General features: G+C 71.6%; 19 protein-coding genes. 10 read left to right on the forward strand and 9 right to left on the reverse strand.

Features of this window, described 5'->3' with window-relative positions; translation table 11 throughout:
- Nucleotides 1-6: 6 nt before the first annotated feature.
- The 8 genes from ACGFZP_RS11125 (at nucleotide 7) to ACGFZP_RS11160 (ending at nucleotide 8768) form a co-directional block, all read left to right on the forward strand.
- Nucleotides 7-1209 (forward strand): twitch domain-containing radical SAM protein, encoded by a 1203-nt coding sequence (locus tag ACGFZP_RS11125; RefSeq protein WP_392930915.1) that lies wholly within the window; start codon nucleotides 7-9, stop codon nucleotides 1207-1209.
- Between the two features lie 54 nt (nucleotides 1210-1263).
- The gene (locus tag ACGFZP_RS11130) at nucleotides 1264-2004 is read left to right on the forward strand and encodes an rRNA methyltransferase (RefSeq protein WP_392930917.1); all 741 of its coding nucleotides are present in this window, start codon (nucleotides 1264-1266) and stop codon (nucleotides 2002-2004) included.
- Nucleotides 2005-2310: 306 nt separating this feature from the next.
- A complete protein-coding gene (locus tag ACGFZP_RS11135; protein WP_392931040.1) occupies nucleotides 2311-3345 on the forward strand; it encodes a GDP-mannose 4,6-dehydratase in 1035 nt (344 codons plus the stop codon).
- A 45-nt stretch (nucleotides 3346-3390) separates the two neighbouring features.
- Nucleotides 3391-4785, forward strand: a complete 1395-nt coding sequence (locus ACGFZP_RS11140) for an NDP-hexose 2,3-dehydratase family protein (RefSeq protein ID WP_392930919.1) — start codon at nucleotides 3391-3393, stop codon at nucleotides 4783-4785.
- Between the two features lie 11 nt (nucleotides 4786-4796).
- Nucleotides 4797-5840, forward strand: coding sequence for a Gfo/Idh/MocA family protein (locus ACGFZP_RS11145; RefSeq protein ID WP_392930920.1), 1044 nt, complete (start codon nucleotides 4797-4799; stop codon nucleotides 5838-5840).
- 106 nt (nucleotides 5841-5946) lie between these two features.
- On the forward strand, nucleotides 5947-6897 hold the full coding sequence (locus ACGFZP_RS11150; RefSeq protein ID WP_392930922.1) for a ketoacyl-ACP synthase III family protein: 951 nt from the start codon (nucleotides 5947-5949) through the stop codon (nucleotides 6895-6897).
- Nucleotides 6898-6899: 2 nt separating this feature from the next.
- The gene (locus ACGFZP_RS11155) at nucleotides 6900-7718 is read left to right on the forward strand and encodes a hypothetical protein (protein WP_392930924.1); all 819 of its coding nucleotides are present in this window, start codon (nucleotides 6900-6902) and stop codon (nucleotides 7716-7718) included.
- Between the two features lie 15 nt (nucleotides 7719-7733).
- Nucleotides 7734-8768, forward strand: coding sequence for an NAD-dependent epimerase/dehydratase family protein (locus ACGFZP_RS11160; protein WP_392930926.1), 1035 nt, complete (start codon nucleotides 7734-7736; stop codon nucleotides 8766-8768).
- Between the two features lie 137 nt (nucleotides 8769-8905).
- Here ACGFZP_RS11160 and fabG read toward each other — a convergent pair whose 3' ends face one another.
- The 9 genes from fabG to ACGFZP_RS11205 form a co-directional block, all read right to left on the reverse strand.
- Complete coding sequence (gene fabG, locus ACGFZP_RS11165; protein ID WP_392930928.1) at nucleotides 8906-9646, reverse strand: 3-oxoacyl-ACP reductase FabG; 741 nt, start codon at nucleotides 9644-9646, stop codon at nucleotides 8906-8908.
- Nucleotides 9647-9703: 57 nt separating this feature from the next.
- A complete protein-coding gene (locus ACGFZP_RS11170; RefSeq protein WP_392930930.1) occupies nucleotides 9704-10180 on the reverse strand; it encodes a DUF4188 domain-containing protein in 477 nt (158 codons plus the stop codon).
- 12 nt (nucleotides 10181-10192) lie between these two features.
- The gene (locus ACGFZP_RS11175; RefSeq protein WP_392930932.1) at nucleotides 10193-10543 is read right to left on the reverse strand and encodes a nuclear transport factor 2 family protein; all 351 of its coding nucleotides are present in this window, start codon (nucleotides 10541-10543) and stop codon (nucleotides 10193-10195) included.
- A complete protein-coding gene (locus tag ACGFZP_RS11180) occupies nucleotides 10540-11751 on the reverse strand; it encodes a polysaccharide pyruvyl transferase family protein (protein WP_392930934.1) in 1212 nt (403 codons plus the stop codon). The genes ACGFZP_RS11175 and ACGFZP_RS11180 overlap by 4 nt, the downstream gene beginning before the upstream one ends.
- A gap of 79 nt (nucleotides 11752-11830) precedes the next feature.
- Nucleotides 11831-12088 (reverse strand): acyl carrier protein, encoded by a 258-nt coding sequence (locus tag ACGFZP_RS11185; RefSeq protein WP_392930936.1) that lies wholly within the window; start codon nucleotides 12086-12088, stop codon nucleotides 11831-11833.
- 5 nt (nucleotides 12089-12093) lie between these two features.
- Nucleotides 12094-12576, reverse strand: coding sequence for a 3-hydroxyacyl-ACP dehydratase FabZ family protein (locus tag ACGFZP_RS11190; RefSeq protein ID WP_392930938.1), 483 nt, complete (start codon nucleotides 12574-12576; stop codon nucleotides 12094-12096).
- Nucleotides 12573-12941, reverse strand: a complete 369-nt coding sequence (locus ACGFZP_RS11195; protein ID WP_392930940.1) for a 3-hydroxyacyl-ACP dehydratase FabZ family protein — start codon at nucleotides 12939-12941, stop codon at nucleotides 12573-12575. Before ACGFZP_RS11195 ends, ACGFZP_RS11190 begins: the two co-directional genes overlap by 4 nt.
- A gap of 11 nt (nucleotides 12942-12952) precedes the next feature.
- Entirely contained in the window at nucleotides 12953-14005 is a 1053-nt protein-coding gene (locus ACGFZP_RS11200; protein ID WP_392930942.1) for a beta-ketoacyl synthase N-terminal-like domain-containing protein, read from the reverse strand.
- Entirely contained in the window at nucleotides 14002-15246 is a 1245-nt protein-coding gene (locus tag ACGFZP_RS11205; protein ID WP_392930944.1) for a beta-ketoacyl-[acyl-carrier-protein] synthase family protein, read from the reverse strand. The genes ACGFZP_RS11200 and ACGFZP_RS11205 overlap by 4 nt, the downstream gene beginning before the upstream one ends.
- Before the next feature lie 410 nt (nucleotides 15247-15656).
- On the opposite strand from ACGFZP_RS11205, the gene ACGFZP_RS11210 reads away from it, so the two are divergent.
- Nucleotides 15657-17393, forward strand: coding sequence for an ABC transporter ATP-binding protein (locus ACGFZP_RS11210; protein ID WP_392930946.1), 1737 nt, complete (start codon nucleotides 15657-15659; stop codon nucleotides 17391-17393).
- Entirely contained in the window at nucleotides 17390-19297 is a 1908-nt protein-coding gene (locus ACGFZP_RS11215; RefSeq protein WP_392930948.1) for an ABC transporter ATP-binding protein, read from the forward strand. Before ACGFZP_RS11210 ends, ACGFZP_RS11215 begins: the two co-directional genes overlap by 4 nt.
- Nucleotides 19298-19437: the final 140 nt, after the last annotated feature.

A 19437-nucleotide genomic window follows, 5' to 3' on the forward strand; every position in this document is an offset into this window, starting at 1 on the left:
GGCGAGATGACCGAGACTCCTCCCGACCCGTCCGCTCCCGGGGCGTCCGCCCCCGACCCGTCCACGATGTGCGTCCTGCCGTGGATCCACCTGTGCGCCTCGATCGACGGCGTCTACGGCCGGTGCTGCGTGGACGACTCGATGTACCACAACGAGTTGTACGAGCAGGAGGACGAGCCGGTCTTCGCGCTCAAGGAGGACGCGCTCGGCTGCGCCCCGAACTCCCGGTACGCCAAGGACAACCCGGACCGGACGATGGACCTCGCGGAGGCCTTCAACAGCCCCAACCAGCGCCGCACCCGGCTGGCCATGCTGGCCGGGGAGCGGGTGTCCGCCTGCGACTACTGCTACAAGCGCGAGGACCGGGGCGCCCAGTCGTACCGCCAGGACATCAACCGCCGGTTCGCCGACGAGATCGACTTCGCCGGGCTGGCCGAGCGCACCGCGCCGGACGGCACGGTCGAGGACTTCCCGTTCTTCCTGGACATCCGGTTCGGCAACACCTGCAACCTGCGGTGCACCATGTGCACCTACCCGGTCAGCTCCAGCTGGGGCGCCGTCCAGCGCCCGAGCTGGTCCTCCGCGGTGATCGACCCCTACCGCGACGACGAGCAGCTGTGGACCACGCTCGGCGAGAACGCGCACCTGATCCGCCGGCTCTACTTCGCCGGCGGTGAGCCCTTCCTCCAGCCCGGGCACTTCAAGCTGCTCGACCTGCTGATCGAGACGGGCAACGCGCACCAGGTGGACATCGTCTACAACTCGAACATGACGATCCTGCCGGAGCACGTCTTCGCCAGGTTCCCCGAGTTCAAGAGCGTCGGCATCGGCGCCTCGTGCGACGGGACCGGCGAGGTGTTCGAGAAGATCAGGACCGGCGCGCGCTGGGACGTCTTCGTCCGCAACGTCCGCCGGGCGAAGGGCGAGGTCGACCTGTGGCTCCAGGTGGCCCCGCAGCGCGACAACATCTGGGGGCTGCGCGACCTGCTGGAGTTCGCCCGGGACGAGAAGCTCGACGTCGACCTGGCCAACGTCCTCCAGTGGCCCGCCGAGATGTCGGTGGCCAACCTCCCGGAGGAGGAGAAGCAGCGGGCCACCGTCGAACTCACCGAGCTGATCGAGTGGTCCGCGGCCGACGGCTTCGCCAAGATCGCCGAGCACCTGACCGCCCTGCGCACGTACATGAACGCGCCGGACGAGGCGCCCTGATCCCCGGAGGCCGGGCCCACCCGGGCCCGGCCTCCGGGGCCCTAGGATTGGCCCATGAGTTACCGGCACGTGCTCGCCAAGGCCGACTACACGGACTACTCCAGCGGCTCCGTGCTGCACTCCGCCCCCGGGTTCCCGGCGTTCCCCGTCCGGCTCGCCTCGGAGGTGTTCCTGCGCGCCCTGGCGCTGCGCGGCGGCGGGGCCCCCGCGGTGCTCTGGGACCCGTGCTGCGGCAGCGGCTACCTGCTGTCGGTGCTCGGGCTGCTGCACCGCCCGGTGATCGGGTCGGTGCTGGCCACCGACCTCGCCGACGAGGCGCTGGCCCTCGCCGAGGAGAACCTCGCCCTACTCGACCCGGACGCGCTCGCGCTCCGGGCGAAGGTGTTGGAGGAACGGGCCGAGCGCTTCGGCAAGCCGTCCTACCTGGAGGCCGCCGAGGCCGCCCGCCGACTGGCCGACGGGCTCGCCCGGGACGGCGGCCGGCTCCCGGCCGCGGTGTGCCGGGCGAACGCCTTCGACCGGGAGGACCTGGCGGAGGCCGTCGAGGGGCGGACCCCGGACATCGTGATCACCGACGTCCCGTACGGGGAGCAGACCAGCTGGCTCGGCGTCGAGGGCGAGGCCGGCGTACCGGAGATGCTCGCCGCCGTGGCCTCGGTGCTGCCCCCGCACGCGGTGCTCGCGGTGACCACCCGCGGCCGCAAGGTGCCGCTCGGCGGGGTGCGCGCCGCGGAGTCCTTCAAGATCGGCACCCGGGCGGTCGCCCTGGTGCCCGCGGGCCGCTTCACGGGCTGACCCGCCCGCCCGGCACCGGTACCCCGTGCGGGGTGCCGGTGCGCAGCCATGCCCGCCCGGGCACCCCCGCGCCTGCCCGCGCGCGGGTGCCCGCGGGCACCCCGGCGCGCCCCGTGCGCGGCGCCGGCGCCGGCCGGGAAAGCCGCCGGAACGCAACACTAGTAAATCCACTACACCCGACCCGGGATTCTGCCGTTCCGGCGGGCGGTCCCGTAGTCTGCTGATTGAAGGCGTCAATAACCGGCGCCGGAAGAATGAAAAAGGAATTCGCGGCGCCCTTTCGCCGTCTTGTCGTGGGGGGTAATCCTGACCAGGAGAGCGCTGATCACCGGAATAACCGGTCAGGACGGCACCTATCTCACCGACCTGCTGCTGGCCGAGGGCTACGAGGTCTTCGGACTCGTCCGCGGCCAAGGACAGGCCCACAATCCCAACAGGCTTCCGCTGCGACCGGAGGTCAAGCTCCTCTCCGGGGACCTCCTCGACCAGTCGAGCCTGATCGCCGCCGTGGCGGCCGCGGAGCCCGACGAGGTCTACAACCTGGGCGCGCTCTCGTTCGTGCCGGTCTCCTGGGCCCAGTCGACCGCGGCGACCCAGATCACCGGGGCGGGTGTGCTCCGACTGCTCGAGGCCGTCCGGGTGGCCAGCGGCATGACCGGCTCGACCACTCCGGGCGCGAACTGCCCGCGCTTCTACCAGGCCTCCTCCTCCGAGATGTTCGGAAAGGTCTGGAGCACTCCGCAGAACGAGAAGACGAATTACCACCCGCGCAGCCCCTACGGCGTCGCGAAGGTGTTCGGGCACTATATCGTCCAGAATTACCGCGAGTCCTACGGGATGTACGCGGTGTCGGGAATCCTGTTCAACCACGAGTCCCCGCTGCGCGGTCCGCAGTTCGTGACCAGGAAGATTTCACTGGGCGCGGCCGCGATCAAACTCGGGCTGATCGACTCGATCCGCCTGGGCAATATGGACGCGCAGCGCGACTGGGGATTCGCCGGCGACTACGTGCGGGGCATGGTGCAGATGCTGGCGCAGGACGAGCCGGAGGACTTCGTGCTCGGGACGGGTGTCACCCACAGCGTGCGCGAACTGGTCGAACTCGCCTTCCAGCGGGTGGGCCTCGACTGGCGCGACCACGTCGAGACCGACCCCGGCCTGCTGCGTCCGGCGGAGGTCGACATGCTCTGCGCCGACCCGTCCAAGGCCCAGGAGAAGCTCGGCTGGAAGCCCGAGGTCTCCTTCGGGGAGCTCGTCGCGATGATGGTCGACAGCGACCTCGACCTGCTCGCGGACCCGCACCACCCGGCCGCCAAGTCCATGCTCAACACGCTGCTTTGAGCCGTCGGGACAACAGGATCCGCGCACAGGGGGCGAGGTAGGTCGATGCTGGATCGCCACGTACAGAGCGAGGCCGCGGCCTTGACGAGGTCGGTGGCCGGGACCGGGTGGGCGGGCACCCCGTTCGCGGACTGGTTCGCCGACCGGGTCGAGGTCAACCGCTGTCTGGTCGAGCGCGTCCCCCTGGACGAGCTCCGGGGCTGGCGGTTCGACCCCGGGACGGGGAACCTGGCGCACGAGAGCGGCCGGTTCTTCGCCGTCGAGGGCCTCCACGTCCAGAGCAGCTACGGCCCGGTCGCCGAATGGCGCCAGCCGATCATCAACCAGGACGAGATCGGGATCCTGGGCCTGCTGGTCCGCGAGGTCGACGGCCGGCTGCACGGCCTCGTCCAGGCGAAGGTGGAGCCGGGCAACATCACGACCGTCCAGGTGTCGCCCACCGTCCAGGCCACCCGCAGCAACTACACCCAGGTCCACCAGGGTGCCCGCACCCGGTACCTCGACCTCTTCGCACGGCCGCAGGACCGCGTCGCGCTGGTCGACGTGCTGCAGTCGGAACAGGGCTCGTGGTTCCTCGGCAAGCGCAACCGCAACATGGTGGTGCAGGTCGCCGGGGAGGTGCCGGTGGGGGAGAACCACCACTGGCTGCCGCTGCACGAGATCCGGCGGCTGCTGCGGATCGACGCCCTGGTCAACATGGACACCAGGACCGTGCTGTCCTGCCTGCCGTTCACCTTCCCGCCGGACCGGGCCCGCCCCGAGGACGACGGCATCATGGCGGGGCTGGTCCGCTCACTGCTGGGCGAGGGCCGGGCCCGCAGCACGCTCGGCGAGGTGCTGAGCTGGTTCACCGAGGCCAAGAGCCGGCACGAGCTCACCAGCCGCCGGATCCCCCTCGCGGGCCTCGCCGAGTGGCAGCGGACCCCGGAGGAGATCACCCACCGGGAGGACCGGCACTTCAGCATCATCGGCGTGCGGGTCGAGGCGACCGAGCGCGAGGTGGTCGGCTGGGACCAGCCGCTGTTCTACCCCAAGGGCAGGGGGGTGGTGGCCTTCGTGGTGAAGAACATCGACGGGCTCGCCCACCTGCTCGTCCACGCCCGCTTCCAGGCCGGCCTGCTGGACCGGGTGGAGATGGGGCCGACGGTGCAGTGCAACCCCGACAACCACCCGAAGAGCCGGCCGCGGTTCCTCGACGAGGTCCTCCACGCGCCGGGCGAGCGGATCCTGTTCGACGCCGTCCAGACCGAGGAGGGCGGCCGGTTCTACCGCTCGGAGAACCGCTACCTCCTGGTCGACGCGGGCGAGGACTTCCCCGAGGACGTGCCGGACGACTTCTGCTGGGTCACGGCCGCACAGCTGACCGCGCTCCAGCGGCACGGCTACTACGTCAACGTGGAAGCGCGCAGCCTGATCGCGTGCTTGCAGAGCCTCTGGTGAAAGGAACCACCGTGCCGGTCATCAGGTTCGGCCTGTTGGGCTGCGCCTCCATCGCACTCCGGCGGACCCTGCCCGCGCTGCGGGCCGCGCAGGGCGCCGAGCTGGTGGCGGTGGCGAGCCGCGATCCGGCCAGGGCCGAGCGGGTCGCCGCCGAGTACGGGGCCGAGGCCGTCGCGGACTACGTCGCCCTGTTGGCCAGGCCCGACGTGGACGCGGTCTACATCCCGCTGCCGACGGGCATGCACCATGCCTGGACCGCCCGCGCGCTGGCCGCCGGGAAGCACGTGCTCGCCGAGAAGCCGCTCGCCGCCCGGTACGCCGACGCGGCGGAGCTCGTCTCGCTCGCCGAGGCGCGCGGCCTGGTGCTGATGGAGAACCTGACCTTCCACCGGCACCAGGTCCACCAGCAGGTCCGCCGACTGGTGGACGACGGCAGGATCGGTGAACTCAGGGTGTTCCAGGGGGAGTTCGCGTTTCCGCCACTGGCCGGGTCGGACATCCGCTACCGGCGCGAGCTGGGCGGGGGAGCGCTGCTCGACGCCGGCGTGTACCCGCTGCGGGCAGCCCGGATGTTCCTGGGCGAGGACCTCGACGTGGTCGGCGCGAGCCTGGCCGAGAGCCCCGGGCACGGCGTGGACGTGAACGGCGGGGTGCTGCTGTCCGCGCCCGGCGGCCGGACGGCCCACCTCTCCTTCGGCTTCCAGCACGCCTACCACTGCTCCTACACGCTGTGGGGCAGCGAGGGCCGGCTGACGGTGGACCGCGCGTTCACCCCGCCGCCGGACTTCGCGCCGCCGATCCGGCTGGAACGGGCGGACGGCACCACGGAGTTCGCCGGTGCCGCCGACGACCAGTTCCGGGCGACGCTGGACGCGTTCGTCCGGGCGGTGGCCGATCCGGACGAGGCCGCCGCGTCGGCCGAGGAGATCCTGCGCCAGGCACGGCTCGTCGACCGCGTCGCCGCAGTGGCCGCAGCGTCCGCGCCGAACGGACCGAACCCACCGGTCGGGTCCGCCGCCTCGGTCGTGTCGACCCGCGCGGCCACCCGTCGCTGAACCCCCCCGGCCGAGCGCCCCGCCCCGCGGCGGGGCGTTCCGGCACCCGGGCCCCGCGCCGCCCCGAGCACCGGCGGCCCCCACGACAACGGATTTGGAGAGCAGCTTGCTGAGCGCCCCGCTCACCCTGGAGTCCATAGAATCGTTCTTCCCCGAGCGCACCGTCACGGTGGAGGAGCAGAGCGACGAGCTGGGGCTGAACCCGGCACAGCGCCACCTCTTCCGGAAGTTCCACGGGCTCGACACCATCCGCTACGACCCGGAGATGAGCCTCTACGACCTGGTCCTGCCGCCCGCGCGGCGGATCCTGGAGCAGACCGACCCGGCCTCGATCCGCTATCTGGTCCACGCCCGCTCGGCCCTGGAGGTCGCGCCCTCCACGATCGACGTCGGGGCCGAGATCCGCGACCGGCTCGGGCTCGGGCACGCCACCGCCTTCTCCGTGACGCACCAGAACTGCGCCTCCCCGCTGGCGGCGATCGACATGGTCGGCGAACTCCTGCGCGCGGACGGCGATCCCGACGCCCGGGCCCTGATCGTCACCGGCGAGAAGGCCTTCACCCCGATCCTCCGGGGCACGTACAACACCTACCTGACCGGTGAGGGCGCCGCCGCCTGCCTGGTCGCCCGCGGCGGACGCGGTCCGCGGGTCCGCTCCTACGTGTCCCGCACCTACGGCGAGTACGCCGACGGGATCAAGGTGGAGCCCGCGCTCATCCAGAAGTTCTCGGACCAGCGCCCCCGGATGATGCGCGAGCTGATGACCGCGGCGGCCTCGCTGGCCGGGTGCACGCTGGACGACATCCACCTGATCCTGCCGACCAACCCGAACGTGACGATCTGGAACGAGACCAGCCGCGAACTCGGCTTTCCCCCCGGCAAGATCTTCATCGACAACGTGGCCAGGTACAGCCACTGCATGTCCGCCGACACGCTGATCAACTACGTCTCGCTCCGGGAGGAAGGCCTCCTGGAGCCCGGACGGAACTACATGTTCGTCGCCATCGGCGTCGGTTTCACCTTCGCCGCCATGGTCTTCACCGAGGGGGGCCGGTAGCCGTGCCGCTTGGACTCCAGACCGTCGTCGTCACCGTCGACCCGCCCGGGAACGCGCTGCCGCTCAGCCCGGTCCGCGCCGAGTACAACCAGGACCTCACCGCCCAGTTCGGCGTCGCCGCCGACAACGAGCGGTGGTCGAAGGGGCGCAAGGTCAGCCACACCGACCTGGTCGACCTGCTGGTGGCCGGGCTGCCCGCGGATCTGCGCCGGCCGGACCTGCTCATCCTCGCCAACGCGCTGCCGGACCTGTTCCAGCACCAGGCCGTGGCCTGCCACCTGAACCACCTGACCGGCGGCCAGGCGCTCGCCTTCGCCGTCCAGGGCCAGGGGCTCGGCGCCCCCTTCACGGCCCTGCGGATCGCGCAGGCGTACACGGCGTCCGGACGCTGCCACACGCCGTGGATCGCGGTGCTGGAGCAGACCACGCTGCCCTACCACGACCCGGTGGTCCACGACGGGGCGCCGCTGTCCGACTCCGGCGTGCTGCTCTCCTTCGACCGGGGGGCCTGCCCCTGGCAGGTCCGCACGGTCACCGAGATCGCCCCCGGCGAGAAGCCCGCCGTCCGACTGCCCGAGCTCCTCGAGGGCGCGGACCGCCCGCTGGCCGTGCTCGGCCCCTGGGTGGAACGGGACCTCGACCTGCCCGTCGCCAACCACCGCGTCGGGACCGGCGGTTACGCCACCAGCGTGTGGCTGGAGCTCGGCCGGCACCGCGACCGCTGGGCCGAGGACCACGACCTGCTGCTGCTGTGCGACACCGACCCCCGTACCGAGGTCACCCACGTGGCCCTGCTCGACCGCCTCCCCACCAGCTCCTGAGCCCCGGAGACAGACATGCCCACCTCACTGGTCACCGGCGGTGCCGGTTTCATCGGCTCGCACGTCGCCGCGGAGCTGCTCCGCGCGGGCCACCAGGTCGTCGTGCTCGACGACCTGTCGGGCGGCGTCCGCCCCAACGTCCCGGAAGGCGCCGTCTTCCACCAGGGCGACATCTGCGACCAGGCCCTGGTCGACGCGCTGTTCGCCGAATGGCGCTTCGACTACGTCTACCACCTGGCGGCGTACGCGGCGGAGGGGCTCAGCCACTTCATCAAGCGGTTCAACTACACGAACAACGTGATCGGCAGCATCAACCTGATCAACGCCGCCGTCAACACCGGGACCGTCCGCTGCTTCGTCTTCACCTCGTCCATCGCGGTCTACGGCCACGCCGAGCCGCCGATGACCGAGGAGCTGACGCCCGCCCCGGTCGACCCGTACGGCATCGCCAAGTACGCGGTCGAGCAGGAACTCAAGGTCACCCACGAGATGTTCGGCCTGCCGTACATCGTCTTCCGGCCGCACAACGTCTACGGCGAGCGGCAGAACATCGGCGACCGCTACCGCAACGTGGTCGGGATCTTCATGAACCAGATCCTCCGCGGCGAGCCCTGCACGATCTTCGGGGACGGCGAGCAGACCCGGGCCTTCAGCTACATCGACGACGTGGCGATCCCGATCGCCCGCTCGGTCGAGAACCCCGGCATCTACGGGGAGACCTTCAACATCGGGGGCGACACCGCCTACACCGTCAACGAGTTGGCCACCGCGGTGTTCGAGGCCATGGGGGCCCCGCCGGCCGTGGACCACCTGCCGCCGCGGCACGAGGTGGCGCACGCCTACGCCGACCACAAGAAGGCCCACGCGCTGCTGAGCCTCAACCCGCACAGCGTCCCGCTGGCCACCGGGCTGGCGGCGATGGCGGCCTGGGCGCGGCAGCACGGCCCGCAGTCCCCGTCGGTGTTCTCCGGCATCGAGATCGCCAGGAACATGCCCCCGTCCTGGCAGGCCCTGGTCGTCCCGGAAGAGCCCGGAGCAGTCACGGACTAGTCCCTGTAGTCCCTGAGCGGCCCGTCGGCCCGGCGCAGCTCCGCCGGGCCGACGAAACGCCGAGGCTCCGGTCGCGCCGGGCGGTCTTCTCGACCCGCCTGGTACGGCCGGAGCCCCGGTGCTTTCGGGGGCGGTTCTCACACCATGAGTCCGCCGTCGATCTGCAGCACCGCACCGGTCACGTACTGGGCGCCGACCAGGTAGGACACCGCTCCGGCGACCTCGTCCGCGGTGCCGAGCCGGCCCAGCGAGATCACCGTGAGCGCCCGCTCCAGGGCCTTGCCGGAGAGGTCCACGACCATCTCGGTCTCGATCAGCCCCGGGGCGACGGTGTTCGCCCGGATCCCGTACTTGCCGACCTCCTTGGCCAGCGCGTTGGTGAAGCCGATGATCCCGGCCTTGGAGGCCGAGTAGTTGGTCTGGCCGCCGGTGCCCTTGACGCCCGAGGCGGAGGAGAGGTTGACCACGCACCCCCTGCGCCGCTTGAGCATGCCGAACACGGCCGCCCGGCAGACGTTGTACGTCCCGGTCAGGTTGGTGTCGATCACCGCGGACCAGTCCTCGTCGCCCATCAGCACCAGCGGCCGGTCGCGCAGGATGCCGGCCGAGGTGACCACCGCGTCGATCCCGCCGTGCTCCTTCTCGACCGAGGCCACCCAGTCCTTGACGGCCTGGGCGTCGGTGACATCGACCCGGCGGGCCGTCGCCCGGCCGCCGAGTCCGGCGACCTCCTTCTCCACCTGCCGGGCCGCCTCCTCGTTGGACCGGTAGCAGAACGCGACCTCGAAGCCGTCGCGGACCAGCTGCAGCACGACGGCCCTGCCGATGCCCCGCGATCCACCGCTCACCAGCGCGATCCGCCGGCTGTCCTCGGACATGGAGTCTCCTTTCGAATGTGGCCGGCCCGGGCGCGGAGGCACCGGGCGGCCGTCCTGTCAGCCCTCGCCGAGCCGGGCGACGGTGGTGGCGTTGCGGCGCCCCACCGGCTTGAGGTCCGCGAACTCGGCCAGGCCGAGTTCGGGCACGATGCCGTAGATCGCCGAGTACCGGCCGGCCGGCACCGCGTAGAGCTCGTGCCAGATGCCGACGGCGGCGCCGGCCGTGGCGAGCCGGTAGAAGTCCGTCCAGGCCTGCCGGTGGGTGGCGCCCTGCGAGTAGTCCAGCAACTCCTTGGTGCTGCGCCAGTACTGCATGACCATCAGCTCGCGGGGGCTCTGGAGGTACGTCCGGTACCCGAGCAGGCCGCTGTCGGCGTCCTCGGTGAGCTCGCGGATCATCGGCTTCATCGCCCGCAGCACCGGCAGCCACCTGCCCACGGCACGGAACCTGTTGACGCGGATGCCGAAGACGAACAGGGTGATGTCCTGCTTGTTGTCGACGCTGAACCGGCCGTTGCGGATGTCGTCACCCACGGTCGGACCTCCTCATTCGAAGAATCCGTAGACGGCCTTGATCCGGCCGCGCTCGATCAGCGCGAAGTCCTGGCCGCGCGCCACCGGGGCGGCCTGCGGGCCGCCGCACCGCCAGCGGAAGCGCACCTGCCGGTGGTGGCCGTCGACCGGGCCTTCGGCGTCGAACGGCAGCCCGCCGAAGCGTTCGCGCGTCATGCCGATGTAGGCGTCGAGGTCCGCCCGGCCCCGGGCGACCACGGCCGGGTCGGTGTAGACGACGTCCTCGGTGAAGACCTCGTCGATCCGCGCCCTGCGGACCTCGTCCGGCAGGTTCCAGACCTCCATGTAGCCCTTCACGAGGGACTGGTAGTCGCTCCTGGTCACGCTCCTCCTCCGTGGTAGACGCGTTCGGCCACGTGCAGCTTGGCGGCCTGCAGGGCGGCCAGGTCCGCCGGGCCGAACCCGCCGGCGGTCGGCCGTGCCGGGATCTCCAGGCGGCCGTCGAAGGGCCGGTAGTGGGTGAGGCTCCAGTTCGACCCCTGGTCGATCAGGGACCCGTGCTTGGTGTCGTAGTAGCCCTTCATCATGGAGAGCGCGACGCCCGAGGCACCGGCCGCGGCGGCGAACAGGTGCGGGTGGAAGCGGCTGGACAGCCAGGTCTGGCCCGCCCGGGCGGGGAAGCCGTCGCGCATCACGTCCCCCAGGGCGTACCGGCGGACCTTCGGCGCGAGGCGGTCGGCCCGCGCCCACACCGCCTGGTCCACCTCGGGCCAGCACTCGACCAGCCCGACCTCCTCGACGCCCCACTCGGCCAGCGTGGTCGACAGGAACGCCAGCAGGGTGGTCAGACCCGACTCCGAGCGGCCGGCCCGGGCACGTTCCTCGCGCTCCGAGGGGCCCGTCCCGTCGGTGGCGGCCGGGGCGAGCATCTGGGCCGGCGGCCGGGTGGTCTGCAGCGAGACCATGACCTCGGGCGCGTCGCCGGCCGGCGCCAGCCAGGCGCCCGGCGACAGGAACGCGTCGTCGCAGGAGTGCCGGGCCCCGGGCCCGAGCAGTTCCGCGGACGGCCGGTCGCGGACGTCGACGACCGTGAAGCCCGAGGTCAGCTCCGCGACCAGGTGTTCGGCCCCGTCGATGGCGGGAGCCAGGCCCACCCCGGTGACCGCGGAGACCGCGCCCGAGTGCGCGGTGGCGGTGGCGATGCCGGAGAGCAGGCCGACCATCGGCGGCCAGATCCCGTTCAGGAAGCCGCCGCCGGTCAGGTGCACCACGTCGGCCCGGCGGAGCAGCTCGACGCCCTCGCGCAGGTCGCCCGCCCGGTCGGGACGGGCGACCAGGCCGGCGACGGCCTCCTGCGCGTGCACCCCCTGCGACCAGTTGCGGAAACAGAGCTGCCAGAGCACGGACGTGGTCCGCAGCCGGGGGTGGAGCGGGAGCAGCTGTGCGGCGACGCGCTCCGGGGAGATGCAGTCCAGCACCACGTCCGCGTCGGGCGCGGTCCGCGCCAGGTACTTCAGCCAGGTGGCGGCGATGAGTTCGTCACCGAGGTTCGGGATGCCGGCCGTGGAGACCAGGTAGACCAGACGACGCATGGTGCGCTCCGCTTGGGTAGGGGACGAGTGGCGGCCCGGGCGGGACGCCATGCGGCCCGGCCGGGCCGCATGGCGTGGCTCAGGAGCGGGCGCCGATGCTCTCCGCGAGGACCTCGTGGAGCCCCTTGAGGTTGATCATCCGCTCCAGCTGGGACTGGTCGATGGAGGTCCGGAAGCTGATCTCCAGGGAGGCGAGGATCTCGATCGCCTGCATCGAGTCGGCGCCGAGGTCCTCGACGAAGAGGGTGTCCTCGGTCAGCTCCTCGGGCTCGATCTCCAGAACGTCGCAGACGATCTCGTGGACCTTCGTGCGGACCTCGTCGGTGATGACGGACATGTGGACTACCTCCTGGTTGGTTCTGTGGTTTCCAGCGAATGCGCCGGGCGGACGGCCATGCTGGCCCGGCCGATCTCCGCGACGGTCCGGCCGTCGACGGTGCTGCGCCCGGCGAGGATCAGGTTCTCTCCGAAGTCCCGGACCAGCCGGACCTCGTGTTCGACGACGTCACCGGGCCGTACCCGGCCGGTGAAGCGGACGTCCGCGACGGCGCCGAGGAGGAGCACCCGGTCGTCCCCGGCGGCCTGGCCGCCCGCCCCGCCGAGCAGGCCCGCGGCCTGGCACCAGGACTCGAGCAGCAGCACGGCGGGGTAGTCGTGGGCGGCCTCGGCCGCGTTCGGCGGGAGCTCCTGGTACCAGGGCTCGTTGGCGGTGACCGCCTTCAGCGCGGTCAGCCGCTCGCCCGGGACCACGTCGGTGACCCGGTCCACCAGCAGCATCGGATAGCGGTGCGGCAGCAGCTCCTTGATCCGGTCGATCGTGATCATGCCGCCGCACCCCCGAACCGAAGCCGCATCCGCGCCGCGACGCCGCGTTCGGTGCTCGCGGTCGCCTTGCAGCGGCGCTCCGGCCCGTCCTGCGACCACACCAGGTCGAGGGTGAGCCGGTCGCCGGGCAGCACCGGGCTGAGGAACCGGCTCGACTCGACGGCGGTGAGCCGCCAGCCCTCGGGCAGGTCGGCCGAGGCGGCCAGCCGGACGAACTCCACCACGCAGACCCCGGGCAGGATCGGGAACCCGGGATAGTGCCCGGCGAACACCGGCTCCTGCGCGGAGACGGTCACCTCGGCCCCGCCGCCACCGGTCGCCCGGGGCAGGGCGCGGACCGGGCTGCAGACCTCGGGACCGGGCACCGCAGCCCCTTTCAGGACCGGCCGGTGCGCAGCACCGCGGCGGCGACCGCCCCGCTCAGGGGGTCCGTCGAAGTGAGCAGGACGATCCGGCCGACCGCATCGGGGTCGCGCTCGGCCAGCGCCAGCACGGAGGCGACCTGGAAGGCCGCCGAGGCCGCGTGGGTCTCGCCGATGAGCTCCTGAAGCGGGGTCACGGTGCGCTTGGACAGCTCCGCCAGGACGGCCTGCTCGGCCTCCCCGGCCTCGCCGACCGCCCCGGAGGGGCAGGTGGAGCCGATGTCGGCGGAGGTCAGCCCGGCCTTGTCGAGGGCCTTGCGGACCACCTCGCGGACCGCCGTCGGCCAGTCGCCGCGGCGGACGCCGAAGTCCAGGGAGAGCACCTCGGCCAGCGGGGCGGTGGCCGGCGCGGTGGTCAGCGCGAACATCGCGCAGCCCTCGCCGAGGACGCTGCGGTCGGTGCCCTCGGCCCGCCCGTGCAGCTCCAGCCAGGAGCGGGCGCGGGTGAACTCCTCCGCGGCACCGGTCAGCACGGTCTCGGCCCGGCCCGTCAGCAGCAGCCGGCGGGCGTAGTTGAACGCGGTGAAGCCGGTCGGGCGGCCCGCCGCGAGCGTGGTGTTGGGACCGCGGTAGCCGTACCAGATGGCGCACTGGCCGGCCGCGCCGTTCATCACGCCGTACGGGAGGGTGGACGGCTCCACGAGGTGCGGGAGTTCGGCCTCCAGCGAGGCCCGGACGGTCTCCATCATGGTCTGCGGGCTGCCCATGGTGGTGCCGAGGATGACACCGGTGCGCTCGTCGAGCTCGACGTCCTCGCGCAGCATCCGCACGGTGGACACGGCCAGCCCGGAGAGCCGGTTCATCCCGCGGGTGCCCTTCTTGCCGAGCACCTCCCGGGCGTTGAAGTCCGGTACCAGGGCGGCCTGTTCGTCCGAGATCCCCCAGGAGGCGGAGTCGATCGGGGCGACCGCGGAGCGGCCCGAGGCCAGGCCCTCGACGAAGGCCCGGCGGCCGGCTCCGAACGGGGAGGTCACCGACCAGGCGGTGATCGCGACCGGGCGGGTCATCGGGTCTCCCCCTCGTAGGCTCCGAAGATCACCACTGAGTTGTTCCCTCCGAAGGCCATGCCGTTGCTCTGGACGATCCGCAGCTCCGCGGGGACCGAGTGGTTGGGGACGCAGTCGATCTCGCAGTCCGGGTCGGTCTCGCGGTGGTTGATGGTCGGCGGGATGAAGCTCTCGGTGATCGCGATGGCGCAGGCCGCGCCGGCCAGCGCGCTGGCCGCGCCCATGGTGTGGCCGAGCATCGCCTTCAGCGACACGGTGCGGGGCGGCCTGCCCTCGTACACCGCGTTGATCGCGCGGGCCTCGGTCACGTCGTTGGCCTTGGTGCCGGTGCCGTGGGCCGAGATCAGGTCGACCTGCTCGGGCTTCACGCCCGCGTCGTCCAGGGCGAGCGTGATGCAGCGCGAGATGCTGTCCTGGTCGGGGGCGACCGGGTGGTGGGCGTCGCAGTTGAGCCCGTAGCCGAGCACCTCGGCGTAGATCCGCGCCCCGCGCGCCAGCGCCGACTCCAGGGTCTCCAGCAGGAGCACCCCGCCGCCCTCGCCGGTCAGGATGCCCTGCCGGTCCTTGTCGAACGGGCGGCAGCAGTCGGGGGCGATGGTGCCGAGCCGGTAGAACGCGGTGAAGGTCTTGCGGCAGACGGCGTCGGCGCCGCCGCACAGGGCGAAGTCGGCCTCGCCCAGGCGCAGGGCGTCCAGGCCGTTGCCGATCGCGTAGTTCCCCGCGGAGCAGGCGGTGGTCAGGGTGGTCGCCTCGACGTCGGCCAGCTCCAGCTCGTCCGCGATCGCGGTGGCCAGCTGGCCGGAGGGGATGGTGCGGGCGAGCACCGGGTCCATGCTCTCCGGGCCGCCGTGCAGCTCGAGTTCGGTGAGCTGGTCGAGCTCACGGGACGCGCCGTCGGTGGTGCCGATGGAGATGTGGTACCGCTTGCCCCTCTGGTCGGCGTCGTCCAGTCCGGCGTCCTCGAAGGCCATCCGGGCCGCGGCGACCGAGAACTGGGCCGCGCGGCTCAGCCGGTCCACCGGGGTCCGGCTGATCCAGGCCCCGGGCTCGAAGCCGACGACCTCGCAGGCATTGGCGTGGGCGAACCCCGTCGTGTCGAAGGCGGTGATCGGAGAGACGCCGCTGCGGCCCTCCCGCATTCCCCGGGTGAACTCCTCCCGGCCTACTCCAATGCTCGAAATCACCCCTATTCCGGTGACGACAACCCGTCCGGCGACGGCTGTTGTTTCGGCTACGGACATGGAACTCCTTAGGCGGCTGAGTTCGATGAACCTCTTCGGTTCGGTGCGGTCCATCACCGCGGCGGCGCTATTCTGCCTCCGGTGGCCGTGAACGGGAACCGAGGATATTCGCGGAATAGGCTTCGGTGGTCGGTGCGGACCGGTCGGCACTCGCTCCCAGCCTCGTCGACGCCTCTCGGCACAATACCCGCACAGATTTCTTTGCCGCCACTAGTGAACTCCCTAGCCTCCCCCGGCGGGCGGCCGGAAATGGCCCGGCGGGCCGCGCTCCGGCCGGATACTGGGGATATCACTAGTTTTTCCGGCGGACGACATTGCTAAGGTCCGATTCGGAGCAGTGGAGCGTCACCGCGCCGATGGCCCGCGCATTCGAATAGGCCGAACTCCCCAACCGTGAAGAGAGAGTCCGCGTGCTGACACGGCTCCTGCGCACCTTCCTGCGCCCCTATCGGAAACACGTTGCGGCGGTCGTGCTGCTGCAACTCGTGCAGACGGCGGCGGCGCTGTACCTCCCGTCGCTGAACGCCGACATCATCAACGAGGGCGTGGTCAAGGGCGACGTCGGATACATCGTCCGGGACGGCGGCCTGATGCTCGCCGTGTCGCTCGGCCAGTTCGCCTGCCTGATCGCCGCGACCTACTTCAGCTCCTGGCTGGTGATGGAGGCCGGGCACGACATCCGCGCCGCGGTCTTCGACCGGGTGCTGGGGCTGTCCAGCCGGGAGATGAACCGGTTCGGCACCGCGACGCTGATCATGCGCACCACCAACGACATCCAGCAGGTCCAGATGCTGGCGGTGATGATCCTCGGCACGGTGGTGTTCGCCCCGCTGATGGCCGCCGGCGCGGTCCTGATGGCCATGGACCAGAGCGTGCCGCTCTCCGCCCTGCTCCTGGTCGTCGTCCCGGTCCTCGGCATCGTGGTGTCCCTGATCGTGACGCGGATGCGGCCGGCCTTCCGGGTCGTGCAGCAGCACCTCGACGACGTGAACCGCGTGCTGCGCGAGCAGATCACCGGGATCCGGGTGATCCGGGCCTTCGTCAAGGACCGCTTCGAGCAGGAGCGCTTCGAGCGGTCCAGCACCGACCTGTACCGCGCCTCGCTGCGCGGCGGGCGGATCATGGGCCTGATGTTCCCCAGCGTGATGGCGGTGGTCAACCTGGCCGGCGTCGCCGTGGTCTGGTTCGGGGGACGGCTCAGCGCCGAGGGGTCGATGCAGGTGGGCGGACTGGTCGCCTTCCTCAGCTACCTGATGCAGGTCCTGCTGGCGGTGACGATGGTGACGCTGCTGTTCATCATGGCGCCGCGCGCCGAGATCAGCGCGAACCGGATCCAGGAGCTGCTGGCCACGACGAGCAGCGTCGTCCCGCCGGCCGAGCCGGTCACCGAGCTCCCCGAGCCGGGCCGCCTGGAGCTGACCGGGGTCGAGTTCCGCTACCAGGGGGCCGAGCAGCCGGTGCTGCAGGGCATCGACCTGACCGCCCGGCCGGGCGAGGTCACCGCGATCATCGGCGGTACCGGCAGCGGGAAGACCACCTTGCTGAACCTCGTCCCCCGGCTCTTCGACGCCACCGCGGGCTCGGTGTCGGTCGGCGGGGCGGACGTGCGCACGGTGGCCCCGGAGGTCCTCTCGCGCAGCATCGGATTCGTCCCGCAGCGGCCCTACCTGTTCGGCGGGACGGTCGCCACCAACCTGCGGCACGGCAATCCCGACGCGACCGACGAGGAGCTGTGGCACGCCCTGGAGGTCGCCCAGGCCCGGGAGTTCGTCGAGCGGATGCCCGAGGGGCTGGCCAGCCCGATATCCCAGGGCGGCACCACCGTCTCCGGCGGCCAGCGCCAGCGGCTGGCGATCGCCCGCGCGCTGGTGCACCGCCCCGACATCTACCTCTTCGACGACTCCTTCTCCGCCCTCGACTACGCGACCGACGCCGCGCTGCGCGCCGCGCTGGCCGTCGAGACCGCGCAGGCGACCGTCGTGATCGTCGCGCAGCGGGTCAGCACCATCCGGCACGCCGACCGCATCGTCGTACTCGACCAGGGCCGGATCGTCGGCACGGGCACCCATGAGGAACTGATGGCCGGCAACGCGACCTACCGGGAGATCGTGCTCTCCCAGCTCACCGAACAGGAGGCGGCCGCATGAGCAACTTCATGTCCTTCATCGGCGGCGGTTCGGACAAGGCCCAGGACTTCCGCGGTTCGCTGCGGCTGTTCGTCCGGGCCCTGCGTCCCGAGCGCACCCTGATGGCGCTGACCGTCCTGCTGACCGCCGGCAGCGTGCTGGCCACCGTGGTCGGCCCGGTGATCCTCGGCAGGGCCATCGACCTGGTGGTCGACGGGGTGATCGGCAAACCGCTCCCGGCGGGCCTGAGCAAGGAGCAGGTGGTCGCGCAGACCCGCGCCGACGGCAACGGCGCGCTCGCCGACATGCTCTCCGGGATGGACATCGACCCGGGTCGGGGCGTCGACTTCGACGCCCTCGGGCGGCTGCTGGTCATCATCGCGCTGATCTACCTCGGCGCCTGGGTGCTCGGCGCGCTGGCGTCCCGGACGACGGCCGCCGTCGCGCAGCGGTCGATGCTGCGGATCCGCGCGCAGGCGGAGGCCAAGCTGGCCCGGCTGCCGCTGTCCTACTTCGACTCCCAGCCGCGCGGCGAGGTGCTCAGCAAGGTCACCAACGACATCGACAACCTCGGGCACACCCTGCAGCAGACGCTCGGTCAGCTGCTGAGCGCGGTCCTGACCATCGTCGGCGTCCTGATCGCGATGCTCTGGGCCTCCTGGCTGCTCGCCCTGGTCGCCCTGGTGACCGTCCCGGTGTCGGTCGTGGTGGCCAAGCGGATCGCGAAGCGGGCGATGCCGCAGTACGGCATGCAGTGGGCCACCACCGGGCAGCTCAACGGCCACATCGAGGAGGTGTACGCCGGCCACGAGCTGGTGAAGCTCTTCGGCTGGCAGGGCCAGGCCTCGGCGGTCTTCCAGTACCACAACCGGACGCTGACCCGGGCGAGCTTCAAGGCGCAGTTCGTCTCGGGCCTGATCCAGCCGGCCATGACCTTCCTCGGCAACCTCAACTACGTGCTGGTGGTGGTCGTCGGAGGGCTGCGGGTCGCCTCCGGCACGATGTCCATCGGGGACGTCCAGGCGTTCCTGCAGTACTCCCGGCGGTTCAGCCAGAGCCTCACCGACCTGGCCAGCATCGCCAACCTGCTGCAGTCCGGCGCGGCCTCCTTCGAGCGGGTGAGCGGCTTCCTGGAGGCTCCCGAGGAGACGCCCGACCCGCGCGACCCGGCGGAGCCCGCGCAGGTGCGCGGACGGGTCTCCTTCGAGCACGTCTCCTTCCGCTACCAGGCGGACTCGCCGCTGATCGAGGACCTGTCGCTGGCGGTCGAGCCCGGCCAGACGGTCGCCATCGTCGGGCCGACCGGCGCGGGCAAGACCACCCTGGTCAACCTGCTCATGCGGTTCTACGACGTGACCGGCGGGCGGATCACCGTCGACGGGGTCGACACCGCGGCGATGGCCCGCGAACGGGTGCGCGGCCTGACCGGGATGGTCCTCCAGGACGCCTGGCTGTTCGGCGGCACGATCGCGGAGAACATCGCCTACGGTGCGGGCGACGTCTCGCGGGAGCGGATCGTGGCGGCGGCGCGCGCCACCCACGTCGACCACTTCGTACGAACCCTGCCCGACGGCTACGACACGGTCATCGACGAGGAGGGCACCAACGTCAGCGCCGGCGAGAAGCAGCTGATCACCATCGCGCGGGCCTTCCTGGCCGAGCCGTCGATCCTCATCCTGGACGAGGCGACCAGCTCGGTCGACACCCGTACCGAGCTGCTGATCCAGCGGGCCACGGCCGAACTGCGCCGCGGCCGGACGAGTTTCGTCATCGCGCACCGGCTGTCCACGATCCGCGAGGCCGACCTGATCCTGGTGATGGAGGACGGGCGGATCGTCGAGCAGGGCACGCACGAGCACCTGCGGGTGGCCGGCGGTGCCTACCAGCGCCTGTACGAGGCGCAGTTCAGCCAGGCCGCGGTGTAGCCCCCGCACCCGGCCGACGCCGAACGGCCCCGCCCCGACGATCGTCGGAGCGGGGCCGTTCGGCGTGCGGGGCCGCCGGTCGGGCGGGTGCGGGGGGATCCGGGAGGGTGCGGGGGAGCCGGAGCCGCACACGGGCGGGA

The sequence above is a fragment of the Kitasatospora sp. NPDC048239 genome, assembly GCF_043202015.1.
Lineage (GTDB): Bacteria > Actinomycetota > Actinomycetes > Streptomycetales > Streptomycetaceae > Kitasatospora.